Origin of the sequence: Paracoccus jiaweipingae, from assembly GCF_044335505.1 — a bacterium.
GTDB lineage: Bacteria > Pseudomonadota > Alphaproteobacteria > Rhodobacterales > Rhodobacteraceae > Paracoccus.
Genome location: NZ_JBISBS010000008.1, coordinates 110,651 through 135,609, shown reverse-complemented (window position 1 = coordinate 135,609; position 24,959 = coordinate 110,651). Strand labels below are relative to the sequence as shown.

General features: G+C 67.3%; 23 protein-coding genes. 16 read left to right on the top strand and 7 right to left on the bottom strand.

The annotated features are described in order from the left end of the window. Positions 1-96: 96 nt before the first annotated feature. Complete coding sequence (locus ACFXP9_RS13330) at positions 97-1,233, bottom strand: ABC transporter substrate-binding protein (protein ID WP_397208817.1); 1,137 nt, start codon at positions 1,231-1,233, stop codon at positions 97-99. Positions 1,234-1,509: 276 nt separating this feature from the next. Between ACFXP9_RS13330 and paaG the strand changes: the two genes are divergently transcribed. The 13 genes from paaG to ACFXP9_RS13265 all read left to right on the top strand — a co-directional run bounded on the left by paaG (position 1,510) and on the right by ACFXP9_RS13265 (position 13,845). Further along, entirely contained in the window at positions 1,510-2,298 is a 789-nt protein-coding gene (gene paaG, locus ACFXP9_RS13325) for a 2-(1,2-epoxy-1,2-dihydrophenyl)acetyl-CoA isomerase PaaG (protein WP_397208818.1), read from the top strand. 14 nt (positions 2,299-2,312) lie between these two features. Beyond that, entirely contained in the window at positions 2,313-2,738 is a 426-nt protein-coding gene (gene paaI, locus ACFXP9_RS13320) for a hydroxyphenylacetyl-CoA thioesterase PaaI (RefSeq protein WP_397208937.1), read from the top strand. 22 nt (positions 2,739-2,760) lie between these two features. Further along, positions 2,761-4,077, top strand: a complete 1,317-nt coding sequence (gene paaK, locus ACFXP9_RS13315) for a phenylacetate--CoA ligase PaaK (protein WP_397208819.1) — start codon at positions 2,761-2,763, stop codon at positions 4,075-4,077. Positions 4,078-4,220: 143 nt separating this feature from the next. Then, complete coding sequence (locus ACFXP9_RS13310) at positions 4,221-4,826, top strand: TetR/AcrR family transcriptional regulator (RefSeq protein ID WP_397208820.1); 606 nt, start codon at positions 4,221-4,223, stop codon at positions 4,824-4,826. A gap of 163 nt (positions 4,827-4,989) precedes the next feature. Beyond that, positions 4,990-6,060 (top strand): C4-dicarboxylate TRAP transporter substrate-binding protein, encoded by a 1,071-nt coding sequence (locus ACFXP9_RS13305; protein ID WP_397208821.1) that lies wholly within the window; start codon positions 4,990-4,992, stop codon positions 6,058-6,060. 24 nt (positions 6,061-6,084) lie between these two features. Then, on the top strand, positions 6,085-6,591 hold the full coding sequence (locus ACFXP9_RS13300) for a TRAP transporter small permease (RefSeq protein WP_397208822.1): 507 nt from the start codon (positions 6,085-6,087) through the stop codon (positions 6,589-6,591). After that, positions 6,591-7,931 carry a TRAP transporter large permease gene (locus ACFXP9_RS13295; RefSeq protein WP_397208823.1) on the top strand — a complete coding sequence of 447 codons (1,341 nt, stop codon included), beginning with the start codon at positions 6,591-6,593 and terminating at the stop codon, positions 7,929-7,931. The genes ACFXP9_RS13300 and ACFXP9_RS13295 overlap by 1 nt, the downstream gene beginning before the upstream one ends. Further along, a complete protein-coding gene (locus ACFXP9_RS13290) occupies positions 7,928-8,776 on the top strand; it encodes an IclR family transcriptional regulator (RefSeq protein WP_397208824.1) in 849 nt (282 codons plus the stop codon). Before ACFXP9_RS13295 ends, ACFXP9_RS13290 begins: the two co-directional genes overlap by 4 nt. Positions 8,777-8,787: 11 nt before the next feature. Continuing rightward, positions 8,788-9,969: an acyl-CoA dehydrogenase family protein gene (locus ACFXP9_RS13285; protein ID WP_397208825.1), complete on the top strand. Its 1,182-nt coding sequence runs from the start codon at positions 8,788-8,790 to the stop codon at positions 9,967-9,969. A 12-nt stretch (positions 9,970-9,981) separates the two neighbouring features. Then, entirely contained in the window at positions 9,982-11,010 is a 1,029-nt protein-coding gene (locus ACFXP9_RS13280; protein WP_397208826.1) for an acyl-CoA dehydrogenase family protein, read from the top strand. Then, positions 11,007-11,471 carry a PaaI family thioesterase gene (locus ACFXP9_RS13275; protein ID WP_397208827.1) on the top strand — a complete coding sequence of 155 codons (465 nt, stop codon included), beginning with the start codon at positions 11,007-11,009 and terminating at the stop codon, positions 11,469-11,471. Before ACFXP9_RS13280 ends, ACFXP9_RS13275 begins: the two co-directional genes overlap by 4 nt. Continuing rightward, the gene (locus ACFXP9_RS13270) at positions 11,468-12,247 is read left to right on the top strand and encodes an enoyl-CoA hydratase family protein (protein WP_397208828.1); all 780 of its coding nucleotides are present in this window, start codon (positions 11,468-11,470) and stop codon (positions 12,245-12,247) included. The genes ACFXP9_RS13275 and ACFXP9_RS13270 overlap by 4 nt, the downstream gene beginning before the upstream one ends. After that, positions 12,244-13,845, top strand: coding sequence for a class I adenylate-forming enzyme family protein (locus ACFXP9_RS13265; RefSeq protein WP_397208829.1), 1,602 nt, complete (start codon positions 12,244-12,246; stop codon positions 13,843-13,845). The genes ACFXP9_RS13270 and ACFXP9_RS13265 overlap by 4 nt, the downstream gene beginning before the upstream one ends. Positions 13,846-13,856: 11 nt before the next feature. Here ACFXP9_RS13265 and ACFXP9_RS13260 read toward each other — a convergent pair whose 3' ends face one another. Further along, positions 13,857-14,699, bottom strand: coding sequence for a metallophosphoesterase family protein (locus ACFXP9_RS13260; RefSeq protein ID WP_397208830.1), 843 nt, complete (start codon positions 14,697-14,699; stop codon positions 13,857-13,859). Next, positions 14,696-15,655: a diacylglycerol/lipid kinase family protein gene (locus ACFXP9_RS13255; protein WP_397208832.1), complete on the bottom strand. Its 960-nt coding sequence runs from the start codon at positions 15,653-15,655 to the stop codon at positions 14,696-14,698. Before ACFXP9_RS13255 ends, ACFXP9_RS13260 begins: the two co-directional genes overlap by 4 nt. 237 nt (positions 15,656-15,892) lie before the next feature. On the opposite strand from ACFXP9_RS13255, the gene ACFXP9_RS13250 reads away from it, so the two are divergent. The 3 genes from ACFXP9_RS13250 (at position 15,893) to ACFXP9_RS13240 (ending at position 19,699) form a co-directional block, all read left to right on the top strand. Next, positions 15,893-17,575 (top strand): PHA/PHB synthase family protein, encoded by a 1,683-nt coding sequence (locus tag ACFXP9_RS13250; RefSeq protein WP_397208833.1) that lies wholly within the window; start codon positions 15,893-15,895, stop codon positions 17,573-17,575. 72 nt (positions 17,576-17,647) lie between these two features. Beyond that, positions 17,648-18,763, top strand: a complete 1,116-nt coding sequence (locus tag ACFXP9_RS13245) for a THUMP domain-containing class I SAM-dependent RNA methyltransferase (RefSeq protein ID WP_397208834.1) — start codon at positions 17,648-17,650, stop codon at positions 18,761-18,763. A 159-nt stretch (positions 18,764-18,922) separates the two neighbouring features. Then, positions 18,923-19,699, top strand: coding sequence for a cyclase family protein (locus ACFXP9_RS13240; RefSeq protein ID WP_397208835.1), 777 nt, complete (start codon positions 18,923-18,925; stop codon positions 19,697-19,699). A gap of 21 nt (positions 19,700-19,720) precedes the next feature. Here the strand turns inward: ACFXP9_RS13240 and ACFXP9_RS13235 are convergent, their stop codons facing one another. The 4 genes from ACFXP9_RS13235 to ACFXP9_RS13220 all read right to left on the bottom strand — a co-directional run bounded on the left by ACFXP9_RS13235 (position 19,721) and on the right by ACFXP9_RS13220 (position 24,952). Further along, positions 19,721-21,406, bottom strand: a complete 1,686-nt coding sequence (locus tag ACFXP9_RS13235) for an ABC transporter permease (protein ID WP_397208836.1) — start codon at positions 21,404-21,406, stop codon at positions 19,721-19,723. 45 nt (positions 21,407-21,451) lie between these two features. Continuing rightward, positions 21,452-22,474, bottom strand: a complete 1,023-nt coding sequence (locus tag ACFXP9_RS13230) for an extracellular solute-binding protein (protein WP_397208837.1) — start codon at positions 22,472-22,474, stop codon at positions 21,452-21,454. A 195-nt stretch (positions 22,475-22,669) separates the two neighbouring features. After that, a complete protein-coding gene (locus ACFXP9_RS13225) occupies positions 22,670-23,770 on the bottom strand; it encodes an ABC transporter ATP-binding protein (protein ID WP_397208838.1) in 1,101 nt (366 codons plus the stop codon). Positions 23,771-23,836: 66 nt separating this feature from the next. Further along, complete coding sequence (locus tag ACFXP9_RS13220; RefSeq protein WP_397208839.1) at positions 23,837-24,952, bottom strand: NnrS family protein; 1,116 nt, start codon at positions 24,950-24,952, stop codon at positions 23,837-23,839. Positions 24,953-24,959: the final 7 nt, after the last annotated feature.

Below are 24,959 nucleotides of genomic sequence, written 5' to 3'. Positions count from 1 at the left end.
CCCCCCCCCGTCCCCTCTCCCCTCCCCCCCTTCTCCCCTCCCCCCCCCCACCCCCCCCCCCCCCCCCCCCCCCCTGGTCCGGGTCAGGGGACGGGGTTACTGGACGATGGTCCAGTCGCCGTTCTTGATTTCCAGCATCTTGAAGGCGTCCAGCCCAAGGCCAAGGTGGTCCTCGGCGGTCATGTTCACGACGCCGCCGGTGCCGACATAGCCCTGGGTGGCCTCGATCTGGTCGCGGATGGCGGTGGGGTCGGCCTCGCCTGCGGCCTCGATCGCGGCTTTCAGGATCATCATCGCGTCATAGGCATGGCCGCCAAAGGTCGACACGTCCTCGCCCGTGGCTTTTTTATAGGCATCGCGATAGCCGGTCACGACGGGCTTTTGCGGGTCGTCATCCCCCAGCAGGTCAGCCACCAACAGCGCGGCGGCGGGCAGGCGCACGCCCTCGGCGGCATCGGCCCCGGCCAGTTCGATGAACTGTTTCGAGGCCACGCCATGCGATTCATACAGCGGAATATCCAGCCCCAGCTGTTTGACGTTGCGGGTGACGATGGCCGGACCCTGACCCATGCCGGGGTTCAGGATGGCATCGACGCCTTTGGCCTTGATATTGGTCAGCTGCGGGGTCATGTCCGCGTCCTGCGGGCCATAGGTTTCGTCGGCGGCAACCTCGATTTCATAGTCGCCGGCGATGGATTTGCACTGTGCCTGCATCGACTTGCCGAACCCGTCCGAGCCGGAAATCATCCCGATCTTGTGGATGTCGCGCGCTTTCATATCCTCAAAGATCTTGGCGCAGGCCATCTTGTCGGTATGCGGGGTCTTGAACACGAAGGGCTTGACCGGGTCGATGATGTCCACGGCCCCGGCAAGGCTGATAAAGGGCACCTCGGCATCCTCGAACACCGGGATCATTGCCATGGTGGTGCCGGTGGTGGTGCCGCCGATAACCGCGACCACCTCGTCATCCTCGACCAGACGGGTGGCAAAGGTCTTGGCCTTGTTGGCATCACCGCCATCGTCATAGGCAACCAGTTTCACCTGTTCGCCATTGATCCCGCCATCGGCGTTGATCTGGTCGACCAGCATTTTCAGGGTCTTGGCCTCGGGGTCGCCAAGGAACGCGGCGGGGCCGGTTTCCGACAGCGACGCGCCGATGCGGATCTCGGCCAGGGCGGGGGCGGCGGTGATCGCCACCAGCGCCGCAGTGCCAAGCAAAGAAGCCAGTTTCATGTTGAGTCCTCCCTAAGTGATTCGGTTCCTTCCGCCGTGCGAAGCACCGAAAAGCGATTTTCCGGCTTGGCAGAACGGCAAAACAGAGCGAATATCAGCCAATGCCTGCTGCGTTTTCACCCGCAGCCCGCATGGATGGTGACGGTCCGGCTGTGCGGCCATCTGATCCTCCTCCTGATGTTCCCTCGCAAATATGATTGACTGACCGGTCGGTTTATGCAACCGATTTTTAACGCCATGCGAGGGGGCATGGCCCGAGGAGGGAGATTTGCCGCAATGAACGACACGGTGCTGACCGAACTGACCGATGGTGTCCTGCGCCTGACGCTGAACCGGCCTGACAAGCTGAACAGCTTTAACCCCGACATGCATATGGCGCTGCGGGCGGGCATCCAGCGGGCGCATGACGACGAATCGGTGCGGGCGGTGCTGCTGACCGGTGCGGGGCGCGGCTTTTGCGCCGGGCAGGACCTTGGCGACCGCGACCCGCGCAAGGGCGGGCCGGCGCCCGATCTGGGGGCGACGCTGGATCAGTTCTATAACCCCACCCTGAGGATGATCCGCGACCTGCCCAAGCCGGTGATCTGTGCGGTCAATGGCGTGGCGGCGGGGGCCGGGGCCAATATCGCGCTGGCATGCGACATCGTGCTGGCGGCACGTTCGGCGCGGTTCATTCAGGCATTTTCCAAGATCGGGCTGATCCCCGATGCCGGCGGCAGCTGGTCGCTGGCCCGGATTCTGGGGGAACCCCGCGCCAAGGCGCTGGCGCTGACCGCCGAACCCGTGGGCGCCGAACAGGCCGAAAGCTGGGGCATGATCTGGCGCGCGGTCGACGATGACGACCTGATGCCGCAGGCCAGCGCGCTGGCGGCACGGCTGGCCGCCGGGCCGACCCTTGGCCTTGGCCTGACCAAACAGCTGATCCAGCAGGCCGGGGAAACCAGCTTTGACGCGCAGCTTGACCTTGAACGCGACGCACAGCAACGCGCCGGCCGCAGCGCCGATTATGCCGAAGGCGTGACCGCCTTTCTGGAAAAGCGCGCCGCCCGGTTCACCGGCAAATGACCGCGCCCGCCGACATGACCCCGCAGGCGCTGGCCGAGGCCAGCACCGCCGCAATGTGGGCCGACGATTTCGCCAGCCAGAAGATGGGCATGGCGCTGGAACAGGTGGCGCCGGGCAAGGCGGTGCTGACCATGGTGGTGCTGGACTGGATGGCCAACGGGCACGGCAATTGCCATGGCGGCTATTTGTTCTCGCTGGCGGACAGCGCCTTTGCCTTTGCCTGCAACAGCTATAACCAGATCACCGTCGGCCAGCACGCCAGCATGGATTACCTGGCCCCGGTTTCGGTGGGCGACCGGCTGACCGCCGTGGCCGCCGAACAATCGCGCCGTGGCCGCAGCGGCATTTACGACGTTCACGTCACCAATCAGGACGGCACGCTGGTCGCGGTTTTCCGCGGCCTGTCGCGCACCGTCAAGGGCACCCACCTGCCCGGATAACAAGGCTTTCGAGGAGGAGAGCATGGAAAACCTGACCCCCGACCCCAAGGAACTGGACCCGATCGAGATCGCCTCGCGCGATGAAATCGCCGCGCTGCAATTCCACCGCATGAAACGGTCGCTGAAGCACGCTTTTGAAAACAGCCCCTTCTATCGCAAGCGCTTTATCGAGGCGGACGTCCACCCCGAGGACCTCAAGACGCTGGCTGACATCGCCAAGTTCCCGTTTACCTACAAGCAGGACCTGCGCGACACCTATCCGTTCGGCATGTTCGCCGTGCCGCAGTCAAAGCTGGTGCGCATTCACGGTTCGTCCGGGACCACCGGCAAGCCGACCGTGGTGGGCTATACCAAGTCCGATATCGACCATTGGGCCAACCTGATCGCGCGGTCCATCCGCGCGGCGGGCGGGCGTCCGGGGGATATGCTGCATAACGCCTATGGCTATGGCCTGTTCACCGGCGGCATGGGCGCCCATTACGGGGCCGAACGTCTGGGCTGCACCGTGGTGCCGATCTCGGGCGGGATGACCGAACGTCAGGTGACCCTGATCGAGGATTTCAAGCCCCGTATCATCATGGTTACGCCGTCCTATATGCTGTCGATTCTGGATGAATACCGCCGCCGCGGTCTGGACCCGCGCCAGTCCTCGCTGAAGATCGGTATTTTCGGGGCCGAACCCTGGACCAATTCGATGCGCGAAGAAATCGAACATGCCTTCGATATGCACGCCGTCGATATTTACGGCCTGTCCGAGGTGATGGGTCCGGGCGTGGCGCAGGAATGCGTCGAGACCAAGGACGGGCTGCATATCTGGGAGGACCATTTCTATCCCGAGATCATCGACCCCAATACCGGCGAGGTGCTGCCCGACGGTGAAATGGGTGAACTGGTCTTTACCACGCTGACCAAGGAAGGGCTGCCGATGGTGCGCTATCGCACCCGCGACCTGACCCGCATCCTGCCGGGCACCGCCCGCACCATGCGCCGGATCGAAAAGATCACCGGGCGCAGCGACGACATGATCATCCTGCGCGGCGTTAACGTCTTCCCGACCCAGATCGAGGAACAGATCCTGAAATGCAAAGGCCTGTCGCCGCATTTCCAGATCGAACTGACCCGTGGCGATAACCGCATGGACAAGATGACCGTGCATGTCGAGGCCGCTGAAAATGCCGCCGATCAGGCCGCGCGCGATGCCTCGGCCCGCGAACTGGCCCATCACGTCAAGTCGGTCGTGGGCGTCACCACCCGCGTCGACGTGACCGAGCCGGGCAAGATCGACCGTTCGGAAGGCAAGGCCAAACGCGTCGTCGATAACCGCCCGAAAGAGCGGTAAGCTACCGTTGCCCGGTTGCCCCGCCCCATCGGGCGCAACCGGCGCGGGCATGGACACAGGGCGGGTCAGGCGTTACAGGCTTGGCCCGCCCGCCCCGTGATTGCACCCTGCAATGACGGCCACCGACACCCAGAAAGGCCCCCATGGCCCGCACCCGAGCGAATGATTTCGAAGAAAAGCAGCGCGGCCTTCTGGCCAGCGCCGCCGCCGTGTTTGCCGAACAGGGCATGGACAAGGCGTCGATGTCACAGATCGCCGCCCATTCCGGCGTGTCCAAGGCGCTGCTGTATCATTACTACCCCGGCAAGGATGCGCTGATCTTTGCCATTATCGAAACCCATCTGTCGGAACTGGAACAGGCCGTCGCCGCCGCCGAGGCCGCCCATCCCGACGCCCCCCCGCCCGAAATGCTGCGCCATCTGGTGCGCGCGGTGCTGGAAAATTATCGCGGGGCCGATAACGAACATATCGTCCAGTTGAATGCCAAACGCGCGCTGAGCGATGATCAGAAAGCCGCGCTGGCCGCGATCGAACGGCGCATCGTGCGGCGATTTTCGCTGATCCTTGACCGCATCAACCCGGATCTGAACGGCACCGGCCGACCCTTGCTGATGCCGGTGACCATGTCGCTGTTCGGGATGATGAACTGGGTCTATATGTGGTTCAAGGATGGCGGTCCCGTCACCCGCGAGGATTACGCCGACCTTGCCACCACCCTGATTCTGGAAGGCATCAAGGCCGTGCGCTGACCCGCCCCCGCGCTGGCCGTGCGAACCTGCCCCTTCTTTGCCGTGCCTGTCCCGTGTCGCCTTTCGCGGCGCGGGCTTTTCTGTGCTGCGACAAATTGTCTTGACGTATCGTTATTCCTTCCCCAGTCTCGCATAGTGAAACACATTGGCAGGGGAGGGCCGAATGGATTTCATCACCCGTAACACCGTTCAGCGTTTTGGGGCGGCGGCGCTGACCGCGCTGCTGGCCATGGCACCCGCCGCCGGGGCGCAAACCACGCTGATCTATGGCGAGGCCGGGCCGAATCGTGGCGCCCGGGCCGAGGCAACCCAGTGGTTCGCTGATCAGGTCGCGGCGCTGTCGGATGGCGATCTGCGGATCGACATCAACTGGGGCGGCGCGCTGTTTTCCGAAAAGGCGGCGGTTCAGTCGATCCGGGACAATGTGGCCGATCTGGGGTCGGTCATCGCGGTCTATTTCCCGCGCGAGATGGTGGCCTATGGCATTGCCGACCTGCCGGTTCAGAACCCGGACCCCTGGGTCGGGATGCGCGCTACGCATGAATTGATGCGCAGCAACCCACAGATCCAGAAAAACCTTGCTGATCAGAACCTTGTCTATATCGGCACCTATACGACATCGGCGGTTCAGATCGGCTGCAAGGGGGCGCCGGTCAACAGCGTGGCCGATATTCGCGGCAAGAAGGTGCGCGGCGTGGGCGCCTATGGCAAGGTGTTTCGCGACCTTGGCGCCAATGCCGTCGATATGTCCGTCTATGAGGCCTATCAGGGGCTGGAAAGCGGGCTGATCGACTGTACCCAGACCTATTCCTATCTGGTCGAGGCGCTGAAATTCGACGAGGTGTTCGACAATTTCACCTTCCTGAACTGGGGCCAGATCGGCGGTTTGGGTATCATGATGAACAAGGACGCCTTTGACGCGCTGACCCCGGACCAGCAGGCGGCGATCCTGAAGGCGGGCGACGGGCTGGCCGACGAATTTGGCCGGATCATCGGGGATGCCAATGATGCCTCGATCAGGGTGCTGCGCGACAAGGGCACCCCGGTGGCCGAATTTTCGGCGCAGGACCGCAGCCAGCTGGTGACCGCGGGGCAGACATATATCGACGAATGGGTGGCGCGCGCCGGGGAAAGCGGGCTGGATGGGGCGGCGCTGTTGGCGCAATACACCGACCTGATCGCGAAATACGGCGCCATGCGCGATGCGCAGGGCTATCCCTGGTCGCCCAAATAACCCCGACCGTCGAAAGGACACCCGATGAAACGGCTGGAAAGCCTTGGGTTGCAGCTTGGCACAGTGGCGGTGGTGGCGCTGGCGCTGTTGATCACTGCCAATGTGGTCGGGCGGGCGCTGTTCGGGCAGGGTGTGCCCGACACGGTGATCATGGTGCGCGAACTGATGATCCCGGCGATCATGCTGCCGCTTGGTGCGGCCACCGCGCAGCGCGCCCATATCGCCGTCACCGTGCTGGCCGACCGCCTGCCACCGCGCGTGCAGGGGGGGCTGATCGTGTTTGGCACGCTGGTCGCGCTGCTGGCGCTGTTGCCGCTGCTGTATGCCGGCGGGCGCGAGGCCCTGCGCGCCTTTTCCAGCGGCGCCTTTTATGATGGCGATTTCGCGCTGCCGCGCTGGCCGATGCGGGCGGTGTTCTGGTGGGGGCTGGCGGCGATGTGGCTGCGGCTGGCATGGCAGCTGATCGCTGACATCACCACGCTGCGCCGCCACGGCGCCATCCCCGACACCCACCCTGACGAGGCCGTGTAATGGAACCGATCATCCTTGGCCTGTCCGGGTTTGCGCTGGTGCTGGTGCTGCTGGCGCTGCGTGTGCCCATTGCTTTCGTGCTGGCGGGCGTGGCCAGCACCGGCATCTTTCTGACCTATGCGCTGCGCGGCGGGGGCTTTGCGCCGGACCGGGCGGTGAACCCGACCACCTCGGTGGTGATGTCGAATTTCTTTGAACTGATCCATTCCTATGACCTGTCGATGGTGCCGCTGTTCATCGCGCTGGGAAATATCGCCTGGGCTGCGGGGATCACCACGCGTATCTATGACGCGGCCAATGTCTGGCTGCGGCGGGTGCCGGGCGGGGTGGGGATGGCCTCGGTGCTGGGATGCGGGGGGTTTTCCGCGATCTCGGGGTCGTCCATCGCCTGTGCCTCGACCATGGGGCGGATCTGTGTGCCGCAGATGCTGCGCATGGGCTATGACCCGCGTCTGGCCACGGCCAGCGTCGCGGCGGGCGGCACGCTGGGGTCGCTGATCCCGCCTTCGGTGCTGTTCATCCTGTATGGCATCTTTACCGAAACCTCGATCAGCGCGCTGTTCATGGGCGGGGTGGTGCCGGGGCTGATTTCGCTGATCGGCTATCTGGCGGTGATCTGGCTGTGGGTGCACCGCGATCCGGGCGCCGCGCCGCAACTGGCGCAGGCCGCGACCGGGCGCGAAAAGATGCAGGCCGCGCTGGCGTCATGGCCGGCGCTGATGATCCTGCTGGTGGTGATCGGCGGCATCTATGGCGGCATTTTCACCGCGACCGAGGCCGCCGCCGTCAGCGTCACCGTGACCGCGCTGATCGGGCTGGCGCAGCGGCAGCTGACACTGGCGGGGCTGTGGCGGGCGATCCGCGATTCACTGGTCCAAAGCGCCGCCATTTTCCTGATCGCCGCCAGCGCCAAGATCTTTGTCGCCTTCATCGCCCTGACCGGGGCGGCGGGGGCGGTGGTCGACTGGGTCGGCACGCTGGGTCTGGGACCGCTGGCGCTGATGGCGGCGATTGCGGTGCTGTATCTGGTGCTGGGGATGTTTCTGGACCCGATCGGCATTATCGTTCTGACCCTGCCCTTCACCGTTCCCATGGTCGAGGGCGCCGGCATGGACCTGATCTGGTTCGGCGTGATCGTGGTCAAACTGCTTGAAATCGGGCTGATCACCCCGCCGGTGGGGCTGAATATCTTTGTCATCGGCAATGTCGTGGGGTCGCGCGTGCCGCTGGACCGCATCTTTGCCGGGGTGCTGCGGTTTCTGGCCGCCGATCTGGTGGTGCTGGCCCTGCTGATCCTGATCCCGCCCCTGTCCACCTTCCTGCCCGAGCTGCTGCGATGACCCACCCCGGCGACCCATCCGTCACCGCCGCCGAACACACCGCCGCGCAGGCCGGCGACCGCCGCTTTGCCACCACGCTGGCGCGCGGGCTGGCGGTGCTGCGGGCGTTTCGCACCAGCGATGACGGGCTGACCGCGGCGGAAATCGCCCGCCGCACCGGCCTGCCCAAACCCACCGTCTCGCGCCTGGTCTATACGCTGGTTCAGCTTGGCTATCTGTCGCAGCCGGGGCAGGGCGAAAGGCTGCGCCCCGGACCGTCGCTGTTGGCGGTGGGGCATGTGGCGCAGGCCTCGCTGTCGTTTCTGTCGCTGGCCGATGCGCCGATGCAGGCGCTGGCCGACCGCAGCGGCACACTGGTGTTTCTGGGGGTGCGCGACCGCGACAAGATGCTGCTGGCGCAGACATGGCGGCCACAGGGAACGGCCTCGATCTGGCTGGAGCCGGGCCACCGGGTGCCGCTGGCGGGCGCGGCCACCGGGCAGGCGATGCTGGCGGCGATGGATGACGCGATGCTGGCGCGGGTGGTGGCCGATCAGCCGCCCGGCGGGCTGACACTGGCGGGGGCGCAGGCGCTGCGGGCGCAGGCGCGGGCGCAATGCGTGTCGCGCGGCTTTGTCATCCCGCCCGCCGCACAGCGCAATTACGACCGCATCAACGCGCTGGCGGTGCCGTTCCGCAGCAGCCAGATCGCGGAACCGGTGGCGTTTTCCTGCGGCGCCACCCCTGACATTCTGCCCGATGCCCGGATGCTGGAACAGGTCGGTCCCGACCTGCTGGCCACGGTGCAGGGGCTGGAACGCATGACCGGGCAGGTGCGCACCCTGTCGCGGCTGGACATGGACTGAAAGGACGCCTGATGGACCTGCGTTTTAGTGATGACGAACTGGCCTTTCGCGACGAATTGCGCGCCTTTCTGGCGCAGGAACTGCCGCCGGAACTGGCCTGCAAGGTGCGGCTGGCGCAAAGCCTGACCAAGCCCGAGATTGAGGGCTGGCACGCACGGCTGAACGCGCGCGGCTGGCTGGCCGGGAACTGGCCGACCCGCTTTGGCGGCGCGGGATGGACCGCCATCCAGCGCCATATCTTTGACGAGGAATGCGCCCGCGCCTTTGCCCCGCGGCTGTTGCCCTTCGGGCTGGCGATGCTGGGTCCGGTGCTGCAAAAATTCGGCAGCCCCGAACAGCAGGCGCATTACCTGCCGCGCATTCTGAACGGGCAGGACTGGTGGTGTCAGGGCTATTCCGAACCCGGTGCCGGGTCCGACCTGGCCAGCCTGCAAACCCGCGCCCTGCGCGATGGCGATCATTACATCGTTAATGGCCAGAAGACCTGGACCACGCTTGGCCAGCACGCGAACATGATTTTCTGTCTGGTGCGCACCGACCCGCAGGCCAAGGCGCAGCGCGGGATCTCGTTCCTGCTGATCGACATGAACAGCCCCGGCATTACCGTCAAACCCATCGTGCTGATCGACGGCGAGCCAGAGGTGAACGAGGTGTTTTTCGACAATGTGCGCGTGCCGGTGGAAAACCTTGTCGGGCAGGAAAATCAGGGCTGGACCTATGCCAAATACCTGCTGACGCATGAACGCACCAATATTGCCGGGGTCGGTTTCGCGCAGGCCGAACTGGACAGCCTGAAACGCATCGCCCGCGCACAGCGGCGCGGCGGGCGGCGGCTTGCCGACGACCCGGTCTTTGCCGCGCAGATCGCGGAACTTGAAATCGCGCTGATGGCTATGGCCACCACCAATCTGCGGCTGCTGGCCAGCGCGGCGGCGGGGCAGGTGCCGGGGGCGGAAAGCTCGCTTCTCAAGCTGAAGGGGACGCAGATCCGGCAGGGCATCAACGCGCTGACCCGCCGTGCCATGGGACCGTGGGCGCTGGCCTTCCCCGCCGAGGGCGACATGGCCCCGCCCGGCCCCCCCGAGGCCGCCGCCGCGACCCGGCGCGACCTGAATAACCGCAAGCTGTCGATCTATGGCGGCAGTAACGAGATCCAGCGCAATATCATCGCCAGGACCCTGCTGGGTCTGTGAAAGGGGGCAGGGATGGATTTTTCACTGACGGACGAACGCCGGATGCTGCGCGACAGCCTGACCGGAACCCTGTCGCGCCACGGCGCTGACGCGGATCTGTGGCCGCGACTGGCGGCGCTTGGCATCGGGCAGGCGCTGCTGACCCCGGCGCAGGGCGGCTTTGGCGGCGAAGGCCCCGACATCGCGCTGATCTTTCGCGAACTGGGTCACGCCGGCGCCGTAACCCCGGCGCTGGATTCGGTGCTGATCGGGGCGGCGGTGCTGGCCGATGCCGGGCGCCCCGACCTTGCCGAGGCCGCCGCCGCGGGCGACCTTGCGCTGGCCCTTGCGGATGAGGAACCCGGCGGCGACCCCGCCACCCGCGCCGAACCGGATGGCGATTGCTGGCGCATCAGCGGCGACAAGCCGCTGGTGGTGGGGGGGATGCAGGCCGATCACCTGCTGGTCACCGCCCACAGCGATGCGGACGGGGCGGGGGTGTTTCTGGTCTCGGGGCTGGATGTGACGCGGCGCGGCTTTGCGCTGATGTCGGGCGGGCAGGGCGCGGTGGTGGCGCTGGCCGACACCCCGGCGCTGCGGCTGGGGCCGGCATCGCTGCTGGACCGCCCGCGCGCGGCGGCGGTTCTGGCGCTGTGCGCCGATGCGCAGGGCGTGGCCGAGGCCGCGTTTGACCTGACGCTGGATTACCTGCGCCAGCGCCAGCAGTTTGGCCGCGCCATCGGCAGCTTTCAGGCCATCCAGCACCGCATGGCCGATCTGGCGGTCGAGCTGGAACAGATGCGGTCCGCTGTCATCAATCTGGCCGGGCATCTGGACGCCGCGCCCGATCTGCGCGCCCGTCACGTTGCCGCCACCAAGGCGCTGTGCGGGCAGGTCGCGCGGCTGGTTGCGGCGGAATGCATCCAGCTGCATGGCGGCATCGGCATGACCGAAGAATATGCGCTGGCGGGAATGGCGCGGCGGCTGCTGGCGCTGGATGCGCGCTTTGGTGATGGTGACAGCCACCTTCAGGATTTCGCAGCACTGGCGGTGTCGCCGTGACCGGCCTTGTCCCTCCCGACAGCGCCGCGCCAGACGGCATTCTGACCGATGAAACCGGCACCCAGCGGCTGCTTGGCTATGTGCTGGATGTCGGGCAGGGTGACGGGCGGGCGCGCTGTCGGATGCTGGTCGGCCCGCAGCACCTGAACCGGCAGGGCATTCTGCATGGCGGGCTGGCGGCGACGCTGCTGGACAATGCGCTTGGCGCCACCGCCAGCCTGTCGGCGGATGATACCGGCATGGTGCGATTTTCGACCGTTACCCTGAATGTCGATTTCCTGTCCCCCGGCCTGCCCGGCCCGGTCGAGGCGATCGGCCAGCTGAAGGGCGGTGGCCGCAAGCTGGTCTTTGTCGAGGGCACCCTGCACCACGCCGACGGCACGCTGATCGCCACCGCCAGCGGCGTGTTCCGCCGCGCCTCGGGGGTGGTCCACCCCGCCGCGAACGGGGAGCAGACATGAGCGATCTGACCCTGACCCCCTGCGATGGCTGGATCGAGGCCACGCTGAACCGGCCCCGGCGCCGCAACGCCCTGTCGCCCGCGATCTATGCCGGGCTGCATCAGGCGCTGGATCACGCCCGCCGCGACAATCTGGCGGCGGTGATCGTGACCGGCGCGGGGGGCTATTTCTGCGCCGGGGGCGACCTGTCGCAACTGGCGCAGCGGCACGCATTGCCGCTGGCCGAACGCCGCGACCGCATTGAAGCGCTGCATGACCTGATCCGCGCCCTGCGCAATGCCCCTTGCCCCGTCATCGCCGCAATCGAGGGTGGCGCCGCCGGGGCCGGGCTGTCGCTGATGCTGGCCTGCGACATGATCGTGTCCGCCCGTGACGCGCGCTTTACGCTGGCCTATGTCCGCGCCGGGCTGACCCCGGATGGCGGGGCGCTGGCGCATCTGGGGGCGATGCTGCCGCGTCCGCTGGTGGCACGGCTGGCGCTGACCGGCGATGCGATCGGGGCGCAGCGGCTGCATGATCTGGGGGTGATCCCCGACCTGACCGACCCCGGCGCGGCGCTGGCCGGGGCACGCGATCTGGCGGCGCGGCTGGCCGCTGGTCCGCGCCGCGCGCAGGCCCGCATCAAGGCGTTGCTGGCGCCCGGACCCGGCTTTGACGCCGCCTTGGGTGCCGAGGCCGACGCCATGGCGCAATCGCTGGCCGACCCCGAGGCCCGCAGCCGCATCGCCGCCATCCTTGACCGCCGCCCGCCCGCAACCGGAAAGGCCACGCCATGACCGACGATCTGACCGCGACCACCCCTGCCGCGCATCCCGGCGGCGACACCCTGACCGGCCAGCCCGGACCCGACCGCTTGGACGCCTTTATCAGCCATCAGGCCGCCACCCGCCCGCAGGCCCCGGTGCTGCGCCCGCAGGACGGCCCGGCGCTGGATTTCGCCACGCTTGATGCCGCCGTGACGGCGCTGGCGGATGATCTGGCGGCACGCGGGCTGCGGCCCGGCGACCGGCTGATGATCGTGATGGAAAATGCCCCCGAAGCCGTGGTGCTGATCCTGTCGGCACTGCGGGCCGGGGCGATTGCGGTGCCGGTCAATGCCCGCCTGTCCCCGGATGAAATGGACCGCATCATCGCCGTGGCCGATGCCCGCATGACCGCCTTTTGTGATGCCGGTTGTGATGCCGGGTCCGCCGATGCGAGCGCCCATGCCAGCCGCGCGGGCGCAAAGCCGGGCGTGGCCCCGGCGATGTCCGCCGCGCCGATGCTGGCCCCCATCGCGTTAAGCGCGCCGCGGACGCAGGCCCGTCCCGAGCCCATGCCGGACGGCCCTGACCGCCCTGCGGTCATTTTGTTCACCACCGGCACCACGGGTCAGGCCAAGGGCGTGGTGCTGACCCATGGCAACCTGATCTTTGGCGGCGGATCGTCGGCGCGCGAACGCGGCATGGGTCCGGGCGATCTGATTTTGGGGGTGCTGCCGCTGACGCATGTGTTCGGGCTGACCTCGATGCTGTGTGCGGCGCTGATCGCGGGCGCGCAGATCTGGCTGTGGCCGCGCTTTGCCGCCGGGGCGGTGCTGGACGCGCTGGGGCAGGGGGTGACGCTGTTCCCCGGCGTGCCCCAGATGCACGCCCTGATCATGGCCGAGGCCCGCGCGCAGGGGCGCGCCACGCTGGGGTCCGACGTGCTGAAATATGTGTCATCAGGGGCGGCGCCGCTGGACCCGTCATGGAAACGTCAGGCCGAGGCATTTTACGGCACCGCGCTGCAAAACGGCTATGGCATGACCGAATGCAGCGCCGGGGCAACGCTGACGCGCAACCCGCCCGGCGACCCCGACACCAGCGTCGGCCCGCCCCTGCCGGGGGTTCAGGTCACGCTGCGCCCCACCGGTGGCGAGCCGGGCGTGGGCGAGGTGCTGATCCGGGGGCCGAATGTCATGGCCGGCTATTTCCGCGACCGTCAGGCAACCGCGGCGGTGCTGGATCAGGCGGGTTTCCTGCACAGCGGCGATCTGGGGCGGATCGACGAACAGGGCCGGCTGCATATCGTGGGCCGTTTGAAAGAGCTGATCATCCGGTCTGGTTTCAACGTCTACCCCCCCGAGGTCGAGGCCGCGCTGAACACCCATCCCGAGGTGGTGCAAAGCGCGGTGATCGGTCGCCCCGCCAATGGCAATGAAGAGGTTCTGGCCTTTTGCCAGATCCGCCCCGGCAGCACCGTGACCGAGGCCGCGCTGCTGGACCATGCCCGCGCGCATCTGACCCATTACAAACTGCCATCGCGGATCGTGACCTGCGACGCCCTGCCCGCCGCACCAACCGGGAAGGTGCTGAAGCACCGGCTGCTGGCGCATTTCGCGGACCGGCTCTGACTGGTCGCGCGTCAGCCCCCACCGGCGCCCAAAGGGCCGGCATCCGGGGGCGGCACCGCCTGCCAGCCGCCATCGACATGGCGAAATGCCAGATGCCGGGGCGGGGCAAAGCCGGTTTCGGCCATCGGCGCGATATGGCGTTCGATGCGCAGATCGGGGCCGTCGGACTCGATCACGCAGAATTCGTTCTGGCGATCACCGGGGCGGGCGCACAGGGCGGTTCCGGCCTGAATTTGCAACACCCCGCGCCCCGGACCGCCGGGCGGGGCAGGCGGCAGGAATGCCCCCGCCGACCACAGGTGCAAATGGCCGGTCAGCACCACATGGCGGCCCCCGTCATCCAGCCCCGCCAACAGCCGCCGCGCCCCCCGCGCCAGCGATTTGTCGATGCCGGGGCGGTGCTGCAACGGGTGGTGCAGGGCGATCAGGTTGGTCACCCCCTGCGCCTGCGCGCGCAGCACCCGCGCCCGGTCTGCGGCGCGGATGCGCCCGCGCTGCCACGCCCACGGATCGGCACTGTTCAGCCCGATCACCCGCAGCTGCCCGACATCGCGCAGCGGCGCCGGATCGGCGGCAATGTGGTGGCGCCAATGCATCAGCGGGTCGCGCAGCCGGGTCAGCGGGTCAAAGGCCGGCATGTCGTGATTACCCGGCACAGCCAGCACCGGCGCGCTGATCTGGCGCAGAAACGCCGCTGCTGCCTGATATTGCGCCGCCGTCCCGCGATGGGTCAGATCGCCGGTCACCACCACCAGATCGGCACGCGCCGCCGCGATCCGCGCCAGCAGCGCATCCACCAGTGCCGCGCGGTGAAAACCGAAATGCAGGTCGGACAGATGCACGATCCGGGTCATGCCACCCCCTGCGATGCCGGGTCAGCCGGGGCCAGAACCCGCAGCGCGCCATGCCGCACCCGCAGGTGAAACGGCCCGCGCATCCGGGTTTTTTCGCCGTCATGGGCCACCAGTTCACTGGTTGACCGGGTCTGGATTACGGTTTCATCGGCGCAGATCAGGTCGAAATCGTCATTGCGCGCCGACAGCCCGAATGCCAGCCGGAACGCCGCCCCGATCAGCGGCACCGGCCGCCGCGCCCGTGCAACCAGCAGCGCGAAATGGCCTTGCCGGATGGCGTCGGCCCCCTCCAGCCCGAATGTGTCCAGCTGAAAGGCGCTTTTGGCCACGAAGGCCAGCGCTGTGTTGAAGTGTTGTTGCTGGCCAGCGACCTGCGCCGTCAGGTGCAGCGGATGCCGCAGCCGGGCCAGTGCCTTGATCACCGACCAATAGGCCGCAACCCGGCTGCGCCCCCAGCGGTGATAGATGTCTTCGCGGGTTTTCAGGATCTCGGGATAGGCACCAAAGCTGATATTGTTCAGGAAAATCAGACCGTTCACGTCCCCCACGTCGATGTCGCGGCACTGGCCGCCAAGCAGCGTTTCCAGCGCGTCGTCCACGGTCTCTCCGACGCCAAGATCGCGCGCGAAATAATTGAAGGTCCCGCCGGGGATCACCCCCATCACCGCGCCGCTGCCCGCCACGGCCCCGGCCACTGCCGATTGCGTGCCGTCGCCGCCCGCCGCGACGATGATGTCAAATCCGTCCTGCACCGCCTGTTTCGCCAGGTCTGGCAACTGCGCCCCCTTGGGCGGCACCCGCAGCGCGTATTCGGCCACCCGTGGCGCCAGCGCCTGTTCCAGCTTTGCGGCCAGCGCATCGCTTTCCTTGCGGCCTGAACCGGGGTTCAGGATGACGCAAAGCCGCGCCCGGTCCAGCGCCAGTTGCGTCCGTGTCGCGGTGTCAGTGTGGCCCATCGCACCCTCTGCCTGTCGTTGTGCCCCTTAACCCGCGAACCCGTGGCGCGGTTTCGCCATGCGGCAAGGAAACCCGCGCCGGTCCATCAGTCAGTTTCCATAATTCGCATTATATCCACAAACCGGCCAATTCCCGCCCGCCGCGCAATGATTGCGCAACCAGATCCATCGCGGACTTGAACCCCCGGCCCGCGCGGTCCCATATCATCCCAAGCCCACCGCAAGCCCGAGGACGCCATGACCCAATCGGACCGCATTTTCAAGCAAATCGACCACGATACCCGCTGGATGATCGGCCAGCTGTCGGGCAGCGTCGCGCCATCGGCCTATTGGCTGGCGGGGCTGGATTGGGCCATGCATCTGGCCAGCGCCCCCGGCCGTCAGGCACAACTGGCCGGGACAGCCATGTCCGAGGCCCTGCGGCTGGCCACCGGGCGCGGCTGCACCGGGGCCGATGCCCGCGCCGCCTCGGACCACCGCTTTCAGGACGCGGCGTGGTCCAAACCGCCCTTCCGCTGTATCCGCGAAGGGTTCTGGTCGGTCGAGGACTGGTGGCACATGGCCACCCATGACGTGCGTGGCCTGTCGCCGCGCCATGCCGCCACCGTCGATTTCACCGCCCGGCAATGGCTGGACATGCTGTGCCCGGCCAATATCCCGTGGCTGAACCCGGCGCTGATGCGGCGCACGATGGAAACCGGCGGGGCCAATCTGGTGCAGGGGGCGATGAATCTGGCCGATGACCTGCGCCCCGGTTCAGACATCCCCGACGACCCCGCGCTTCAGGTCGGCAAGGGGCTGGCCACAACCCCCGGTCAGGTCGTCGCCCGCACCCATCTGGCCGAGCTGATTCAATACACCCCCACCACCGAAAAGACCCATCCCCAGCCGATCCTGATCGTGCCGGCATGGATCATGAAATATTACATCCTTGACCTGTCAGCGCATAATTCGATGGTGAAATGGCTGGTGGATCAGGGCTTTACCGTCTTTATGCTGTCCTGGCGCAACCCCACGCGCGAAGATCACGACCTGTCCATGGCCGATTATGTCGCCCAAGGTCCGATGGCGGCGCTGGACCAGATCACCCGGATCACCGGCGCGCAAAAGGTGCATCTGGCGGGCTATTGCCTTGGTGGCACGCTGGCCACGATTGCCGCGGCCGATATGGCACGGCGCGGCGATGACCGTCTGGCCTCGCTGTCGCTGTTTGCTGCGCAGGTCGATTTCTCCGAGGCGGGCGAGGTCACGCAATTCATCTCCGAGGCGCAGGTGTCGCTGCTCGAGGATGTGATGGCGGAACGCGGCTATCTCGATTCCAGCCAGATGTCGGGGGCCTTTACCACCCTGCGCGCGCGCGACCTGCTGTGGTCGCGTATCGTGCATGAATACCTGATGGGCGAGCCGCGCCACAGCAACGATCTGATGGTCTGGAACGATGACGGCACCCGGATGCCGGCGCGGATGCATTCCGAATATCTGCGCCAGCTGTTTTTGGAAAACCGGCTGTCGAATGGCAAATACGAACTGGCCGGGCGCCGCATCGCGCTGTCGGATCTGCGCCTGCCGATCTGTGCCGTCGGCACCGAAACCGACCATGTCGCGCCGTGGAAATCGGTGTTCAAGATCCAGCGCCTGACCGAGACCCAGACCACCTTCATCCTGACCAGCGGTGGCCATAACGCGGGCATCGTGTCCGAACCCGGCCACCCGCACCGGCATTTCCGCATCGCCACCACCGCCCGCGACGCGCCCTATCAGGATGCCGATGACTGGATGGCGGCCAACAGCGCGCAGGACGGGTCGTGGTGGCCTGCATGGGCCGACTGGCTGGCGGCGCGGTCCGATGCGCCCGCCCCGGCCCCGGCGATGGGCGATGCGCTGTGCCCCGCCCCCGGCACCTATGTGATGCAGCGCTAAGCCCGGTTGTCGCGCCCCCGCCGCTGCCCTAGAAGCGGGCGTCATGCCCGCGGATGCGGCAAAGGGGGCGCCATGACCGATACGTCCTTCCCGATCTTTCTGGTCGCGACGCCGGGGCTTGAGGCCCCGCTGCTGGCCGAAACCCGCGCCTTGGGCTGGACCGACGCACAGCCCGAACCCGGCGGGGTGGGCTTTCACGGCGGCTGGCCCGATGTCTGGCGGGCCAATCTGTGGTCGCGCGGGGCAACGCGGGTGCTGGCACGGATCGCCGGGTTCCGGGCCATGCATCTGGCGCAGCTGGACAAGCGCGCCCGCCGCGTCGACTGGGGCGCGGTGCTGCGGCCCGACCGTCCGCTGCGGGTCGAAACCACCTGCCGCAAATCACGCATCTATCACGCCGGCGCCGCCACCCAGCGGATCGAAGCCGCGATTGCCGACACCCTCGGCGCCCCGATCACCCCGGATGCCACGCTGGTCCTGAAGGTGCGGATCGAGGATGATTTCTGCACCGTCAGCATCGACACATCCGGGGAATCGCTGCACAAACGCGGGCATAAACAGGCCGTGTCCAAGGCCCCGATGCGTGAAACCATGGCGGCCATGCTGCTGCGCGACTGTGGCTATGACGGGGCGGAACCGGTGCTTGACCCGATGTGCGGATCAGGCACCTTCCCGATCAAGGCCGCCGAAATCGCCACCAACCTTGCCCCCGGCCGGTCCCGCAGCTTTGGCTTTGAAACGCTGGCCAGCTTTGACCCCGCAGCATGGGACCGGATGCGCGAAGGGGCCGCAACCCCGCGCCAGACCGATCTGCGCTTTTATGGCCGCGACCGTGATGCCGGGGCGGTGCGCATGGCCACCGCCAATGCCGATCGCGCGGGCGTGGGCGGGCTGATCGACCTGCAACAGATCGCGGTGGCCGACCTGCCCCGCCCCGATGGCCCGCCCGGTCTGGTCATCGTCAACCCACCCTATGGCACGCGCATCGGCAACAAGGGGCTGTTGTTCGCCATCCACGCACAAATGGGCAGCACGCTGAAAACCCGCTTTTCCGGCTGGCGCGTGGGCATTGTCACCGCCGATGCGGCACTGGCCCGCGCCACCGGCCTGCCGCTGCGCGCGCCCGGTCCCTATATCGCCCATGGCGGGCTGAAAATCCGGCTGTGGCAAACCGGCCCCCTGCCCTGACGGCACAGGTTTCTTCGTTGCCCAAATACCCCCTGCGCGGCGCTGATCTGCGCGGATTGCTCGCGCAGTTGTGTTGACGCTGCGGCAGGCGGGCACTCGCCCCGCCGGCCCCCAGCCGCTAATGCAATGCATTCTTCAGCTTTGACAGGATCATTTGAAATGACGCGCAAGATCATTGACCTTTCGGTGCCGCTGATGGCCGGGATCGCCTCGGACCCGCCGGGGGCGGAACCCCAGATCACCTATCTTGACCACAGCCAGACCGCGCCGCAACTGACCGGCTTCTTTCCCGGCCTGACCGCCGATGACCTGCCCGGCGGCGAGGGATGGGCGATTGAACTGATGCAGCTGTCGACCCATACCGGCACCCATCTGGACGCGCCCTATCATCACCATTCGACCATGGATGGCGGCCAGCGCGCCATCACCATCGACGAGGTGCCGCTGGACTGGTGCTTCCAGCCCGGCGTCAAGCTGGATTTCCGCGCCCTGCCGGATGGCTATGTCGTCACCCCCGAAGATATCGCAGCCGAACTGACCCGCATCGGCCACGACCTGCAACCGCTGGACATCGTGGTCATCAACACCGCCGCGGGCGGGCGCTATGGTCAGCCCGACTATGTGTCGCGGGGCTGCGGCGTCGGGCGGGCGGCGACCAACTGGCTGACCGAACGCGGCGTGCGCATCACCGGCACCGATGGCTGGTCATGGGACGCGCCCTTTATCCACACCATGCAGGCATGGAACGAAACCCGCGATCCCGCGATCATCTGGGAAGGCCACCGCGCCAGCATGGATCGCGGCTATTGCCACCTGGAAAAGCTGGCCAATCTGGACCAGCTGCCCGCGACCGGCTTTATGATCAGCTGTTTCCCGTTCAAGATCCACAAGGCCTCTGCCGGGTTCACCCGCGCGGTGGCGATCCTGAACGACTGATCACCGCATCGCGTGGGCGTATCAGCGCCCGCGCGCCCCGATCCGGGCCAGCGCGATCACCGGAAGGGTGCCGACCGCGACGATCAGCAGCGCGGCGATGGCGGCCTCTTCATAGGTGCCGCGCGCGGCCTCGCCATACAGATGCGTGGACAGGGTCTCGAAATTCAGTGGCCGCAGCAACAGTGTCGCCGGCAGTTCCTTCATGCAGTCGACAAAGACCAGCAGCGCCGCCGTGGCCATCGCGGTGCGCGACAGCGGCAGATGCACATGCCGCAACGTGCCGCCCGCGCTTTGCCCCAGACAGCGCGCCGCATGGTCGAAGGACCGCGGCAACCGGGTCAGCCCCGATTCCACCGCCCCCGCGCCCATGGTCAGGAACCGCACCACATAGGCATAACACAGCGCCGCCCCCGACCCGATCATCAGCAACCCGGTCGAAACCCCGAACCAGTCGCGCGCCGCCGCGTCGATGCTGCGATCCAGCGCCGCGACCGGGATCAGGATGCCAATCGCCACCACCGTCCCCGGCATGGCATAACCCACGGCCGAGATCCGCCCCAGCACCCCGGTCAGCCGCGATGGCAGCGCCCGCCCGGTAAAGGCCACCACCAGCCCCAGCGCCACCACCAGCGCCGCCGCCGCCGCCGATAACAGAACGGTGTTCAGCGCCTCGCCCGCCAATTTGGGCGACAGGCCGGCGCTGTTCAGGCGGCGGGCGGCCTCGATTGACAGGTGCAGGGCGGGAAAGACAAACCCCAGCAGCACCGGAACCAGACCCAGCCCCAGCGCCGCCAGCCCGGCCCCGCGCCCCAGCCGGTGCCGCGCAAATGGCCGCGCCCGCTGTGCGCTGGTCCAGTATCGCTGGCGCCGCCGTGCCCACCGTTCCAGCACCACCAGCGCCACCACCACCGCCAGCATGACCAGCGCAATCTGCGCCGCCCCCGGCAGGTCGGACCGCGTGACCCATGTGGTATAGACGGAATTGGTCAGGGTGCGGATACCCAGAAATTCGACCGCGCCGATGTCGTTCAGGGCCTCCATCAGCGCCAGCGACACCCCCACCGCAATGGCCGGACGCGCCAGCGGCAGGGCGACGCGCGCAAACACCCCGCGCCGCGTCACCCCAAGTGATCGCGCCGCCTCGACCAGGTTGGCGGCCTGGGTCAGAAACATCGCCCGCGTGGTCAGGTAAACATAGGGATACAGCACCAGCCCCAGCAGCAGGATACAGCCCGCCATCGACCGGATGTCGGGCAGGCGGAAGTCGCGCGGGCTGTCATAGCCAAGGATCGCGCGGATCGCCCCCTGCACCGGTCCCAGCGGATGCAGAATATCCAGATAGGCATAGGCGATGATATAGGTCGGCACCGCCAGCGGCAGCAGCAGCATCCATTCCAGCGCCCGCCGCCCCGGAAAGTCGTAAGCCGTCACCAGCCACGCGGTCGAGGTGCCGATCAGCGTCACCAGCACCCCCACCCCGGCCAGCAGCACCGCCGTCTGCCGCACCGCCTGCGGCAGCACATAGGCCATCAGATGCGGCCACAGCCCGTCCGACCCATGCGCCGCCTGCCAGACCAGCGCCAGAACCGGCACCGCGACCAGTGCGGCAATCGCGGCCAGCCCGAACACCCAAAGCCGCCCTGACCGGGGTCGGGCGGTTTTGCGGATTGTGGCGTGGCTGGCGTCGGCGGGGACGGTGGCGACCATATGTGACTGGCCGGACGGGTCAGCCCGCCCGGCCCCTTTGCGTGATCAGTTGTCGAAGCCGACTTTTTCAGCCAGCTCGCTGGCCTCTTTGCGCTTGGCGACGATTTCGGTCATCGGGGTCGGGTCGACCTTCAGTTCGCCAAATTCGGCAATGATCGGGTCCACGGCGACACCCGGCTTGATCGGGTATTCGTAATTCGCCTGCGCATAGATCTTTTGCGCCTCGTCCGAGACCAGATATTCCAGCAGCGCCACCGCCTGATCGCGATGCGGGGCGTTTTTGGCCACCGCGGCACCGCTGATATTCACATGCGTGCCGCCGTTTTCAAAGGTCGGCAGGATGACCTTGATCGCGTCACCCCAGGCTTTCTGTTCCTCGCCGCCCTTACCGGACCGCATCAGCCCGACATAATAGGAATTGGCAAAGCCAAGGTCGCAGATCCCGCCAAGAATATCCTTGGCGACCTCGCGGTCGGACCCGCCGGCCTTGCGCCCCAGATTGTCCTTGATGCCGGCCAGCCAGCTTTGCGTGGCCTCGGCCCCATGATGCACGTCATAGGCGGCGAACAGCGCCGTGTTATACGGATGCTGGCCCGACCGGATACAGACCTTGCCCTTGTATTTCGGGTCGGCCAGATCGGCGTAATGGAAATGGTCCAGATCCAGATCTTTGGCGGCATACAGCACACGGGCGCGCATCGACAGGGCGAACCAGTTATGGCCGGGGTCGCGCAGGTTTTCCGGCACCGCATCGGTCAGCACCGCCGAATCGACCGGCTGGGTCAGGCCCTTGTCGACCAGATCAGCCAGTTTACCGGCATCGACCGTCATCAGAATATCCGCGGGCGAGCTGGCCCCTTCCGAGGCCACGCGCTCGGGCAGGCCATCCTTCATGAACACGGTGTTGACCTTGACGCCGGTCTTTTCGGTATAGGCGTCCAGCAGCGGCTGGATCAGCCCCGGCTCGCGCGTGGTATAGATATTGACCTCATCAGCCAGCGCCGGGGCGGCGACAGCGGCAAGAACACCACCCATCAGGGTCAGACGCAGGGCGGGAAAAGCAGTCATGATACGGCCTCATTCAGGTCACGAAACGGGGCGCCGCGGCGCCATATTCCTGACCGGGTGCCATATCTAAGTTTTCCGGTCAAGTATTTTGCCAAGAATTTTAGTCGGACTTGCCGGGGCTTGCCGTCAATGCCTGACCATCCGCCCCGACCGGTGCAGCGTCGCGCCGCGTCGTGCCGGGGACGGGTGCCGCGATCAGCTGCGGGCAACCGGGGTAGGGGCGCTGTCAGCCTCGGGCGGGAAGATCATCACCTGTTTGGTGTCGACACCAAAGCGCACCACCTCGCCCATCATGCTGTTCAGGCGCCGCGTGGTGCGCATCCGCACCGGCTGGTCCAGCCCGGCGACGCGCAGGGTCAGTTGCTCGACCTCGCCCATGAAGGCGCGGTCGGTCAGGGTGCCGCGCTGATCGGCGGTGATGTGATCGGCGCAAATCTCGACCGGGAACAGCGCCTGCGGACGGATACAGACCACCACGGCTGCCCCCTCGGCAAAGCCGGGTGCGGCAAAATCGCCCAACGCGGTGCGCGCCCGGCCGCCCGCGACCTGTGCGGGCAACTGGTTGCACGGCCCCAGAAACCGCGCCGCGTAAATCGAATTGGGCCGGTCATACAGCTGATAACCGGTGCCCGCCTGCACCACCCGGCCATCGCGCATCAGCACCACGCGGTCACCCACGGACAGGGCCTCTTCGGGGTCGTGGGTGACGATGATCGCGGTCGCGCCCATATCGCGCAGCGTGGCCAGCGTTTCCTCGCGGACATATTCGCGCAGACCGCGGTCAAGGTTCGAAAACGGCTCGTCCATCAACAGCACCAGCGGCTGCGGCGCCAGAGCACGGGCCAGCGCGACGCGCTGTTGTTCGCCGCCCGACAGGGTGTGCGGGTAACGCGCCACCAAGGCCCCCAGCCCGATGCGCGCGATCACCGCATCGGCCTGTGCGGCGGCCTGTGCGCGGGGCAGGTGTTTCAGCCCGAACAGGATATTGTCGCGCACGGTCAGGTGCGGAAACAGCGCGTAATCCTGAAACATAAAGCCGACATGGCGGTTTTCCGGCTCGACAAAGCCGTCCGGCCCGGCGATCTGGCGGCCATCCAGCGTGATGGCACCGCTGTCGGGCACATCCACCCCCGCGATCAGCCGCAAAAGCGAGGATTTCCCGCAACCCGACGGCCCGACAAGACAGACCACCTCGCCGCGCCGGATGTCCAGCGACACCGCGTCCAGCGCGCAGGTGGCGCCAAAGCGGCGGCTGATCCGGTCCAGTTTCAGAATCGGGCGGGGATCATCGGTCATGGGTGCTTCCTGATGGTTTCGGGGGGTTTTAAGCCCCCGCGCCGGAACTGTCCAACTGACATGCGGTCAATCCGGCGTCACCCGGCCCGAAAAGGCAGGGCGGATCGCCGGGCCGCGCAAATGCGGCACCAGCATCGCCAGCCAGACCAGCCAGCCAGGCGACCACGACAGCGCCGCCGCCATCAGCAGCAAGGCCGCGTCACCCGTCAGCACCGCCGCCAGCCGCAACAGGCAGGCCAGCCCAACTGCCAGACCCGCCGCAATCGCCAGCGGTGGTGCCGCCGGAATGCCGTTCTGGCGGGGAAAGCCCGCGCGCCCGCCAATCGCCATGATCATGCCGCCCATCGCCCCCATCGCCAGCGCGTGCAGCCCGGCCAGCGGCGACAGCGCCGGGGTCAGCCCCGCCAGACCCCACAGCGCCAGACCCAGTGCCAGCCACAGCCAGCCCGCCACCAGCAACGCCCCCGCCGGGCGCATCCCGCGCCACGGCCAGCGCCGCATCTGTGCCAGCGCCAGCCCCGCCGCGACCAGCGCCAGCGGCGGCCAGACCGCCCCGGCCAGCGCCACAACCGGCAGCGCCTGCGCAGCACGGTCCAGCGGCGGGGTGGGGGCCCTGGCCGCACTGGCCAGAAAGGCCGGAACCGCGCGCCCGCCAATGCCCGCGATCAGCGCCGCGACCAACAGCACCGCCGGTCGCGCAGCCCCCAGCGTCACCAGCCCCGCCAGCGCCAACATCACACCCGCCACCGCCAGCCGCCGCCGCTTGCCGTGGCGACGGCGCAGCAACAGCGCGGCCAGCCCCAGCGCAAAGGGCCAGATCGCCAGCCCCGCCCCCAATGCCACGCCGATCATCCCCGCCAGCCAGACCGCCGCCAGCCCTGTCAGCGCCGCAGGTGCCGGCACCGGCCCGCCATCCCAGCCCGGCAGCGCGGTCAGCGCATATCCGGCCATTGCCGCACCAGCCAGACCCGGCACCAGCACCAGCGCGTGCCCCCCGGTCCCCTGCCCCAGCATCACGGGCAACAGCGGCCACAGCGCCGCCGCCAGCGCGGCCAGCGGAAAGAACAGCCGCCACGCGGTCAGGCGTGGGGCGGCGGGGCTGTCACCCTGCGGGCGGTTTCGCGGCGAATGCGCAGGCGGCGGATCAGCCGCGCGATCAGGCGGAGGAATGGATATCAGCACCCCACCC

What these genes read in the sequence shown, in the direction of transcription:
- ACFXP9_RS13330 (WP_397208817.1), bottom strand. Translation starts at nt 1,233, where the DNA reads ATGAAACTGGCTTCTTTGCTTGGCACTGCGGCGCTGGTGGCGATCACC.
- paaG (WP_397208818.1), top strand. Translation starts at nt 1,510, where the DNA reads ATGAACGACACGGTGCTGACCGAACTGACCGATGGTGTCCTGCGCCTG.
- paaI (WP_397208937.1), top strand. Translation starts at nt 2,313, where the DNA reads ATGACCCCGCAGGCGCTGGCCGAGGCCAGCACCGCCGCAATGTGGGCC.
- paaK (WP_397208819.1), top strand. Translation starts at nt 2,761, where the DNA reads ATGGAAAACCTGACCCCCGACCCCAAGGAACTGGACCCGATCGAGATC.
- ACFXP9_RS13310 (WP_397208820.1), top strand. Translation starts at nt 4,221, where the DNA reads ATGGCCCGCACCCGAGCGAATGATTTCGAAGAAAAGCAGCGCGGCCTT.
- ACFXP9_RS13305 (WP_397208821.1), top strand. Translation starts at nt 4,990, where the DNA reads ATGGATTTCATCACCCGTAACACCGTTCAGCGTTTTGGGGCGGCGGCG.
- ACFXP9_RS13300 (WP_397208822.1), top strand. Translation starts at nt 6,085, where the DNA reads ATGAAACGGCTGGAAAGCCTTGGGTTGCAGCTTGGCACAGTGGCGGTG.
- ACFXP9_RS13295 (WP_397208823.1), top strand. Translation starts at nt 6,591, where the DNA reads ATGGAACCGATCATCCTTGGCCTGTCCGGGTTTGCGCTGGTGCTGGTG.
- ACFXP9_RS13290 (WP_397208824.1), top strand. Translation starts at nt 7,928, where the DNA reads ATGACCCACCCCGGCGACCCATCCGTCACCGCCGCCGAACACACCGCC.
- ACFXP9_RS13285 (WP_397208825.1), top strand. Translation starts at nt 8,788, where the DNA reads ATGGACCTGCGTTTTAGTGATGACGAACTGGCCTTTCGCGACGAATTG.
- ACFXP9_RS13280 (WP_397208826.1), top strand. Translation starts at nt 9,982, where the DNA reads ATGGATTTTTCACTGACGGACGAACGCCGGATGCTGCGCGACAGCCTG.
- ACFXP9_RS13270 (WP_397208828.1), top strand. Translation starts at nt 11,468, where the DNA reads ATGAGCGATCTGACCCTGACCCCCTGCGATGGCTGGATCGAGGCCACG.
- ACFXP9_RS13265 (WP_397208829.1), top strand. Translation starts at nt 12,244, where the DNA reads ATGACCGACGATCTGACCGCGACCACCCCTGCCGCGCATCCCGGCGGC.
- ACFXP9_RS13260 (WP_397208830.1), bottom strand. Translation starts at nt 14,699, where the DNA reads ATGACCCGGATCGTGCATCTGTCCGACCTGCATTTCGGTTTTCACCGC.
- ACFXP9_RS13255 (WP_397208832.1), bottom strand. Translation starts at nt 15,655, where the DNA reads ATGGGCCACACTGACACCGCGACACGGACGCAACTGGCGCTGGACCGG.
- ACFXP9_RS13250 (WP_397208833.1), top strand. Translation starts at nt 15,893, where the DNA reads ATGACCCAATCGGACCGCATTTTCAAGCAAATCGACCACGATACCCGC.
- ACFXP9_RS13245 (WP_397208834.1), top strand. Translation starts at nt 17,648, where the DNA reads ATGACCGATACGTCCTTCCCGATCTTTCTGGTCGCGACGCCGGGGCTT.
- ACFXP9_RS13240 (WP_397208835.1), top strand. Translation starts at nt 18,923, where the DNA reads ATGACGCGCAAGATCATTGACCTTTCGGTGCCGCTGATGGCCGGGATC.
- ACFXP9_RS13235 (WP_397208836.1), bottom strand. Translation starts at nt 21,406, where the DNA reads ATGGTCGCCACCGTCCCCGCCGACGCCAGCCACGCCACAATCCGCAAA.
- ACFXP9_RS13230 (WP_397208837.1), bottom strand. Translation starts at nt 22,474, where the DNA reads ATGACTGCTTTTCCCGCCCTGCGTCTGACCCTGATGGGTGGTGTTCTT.
- ACFXP9_RS13225 (WP_397208838.1), bottom strand. Translation starts at nt 23,770, where the DNA reads ATGACCGATGATCCCCGCCCGATTCTGAAACTGGACCGGATCAGCCGC.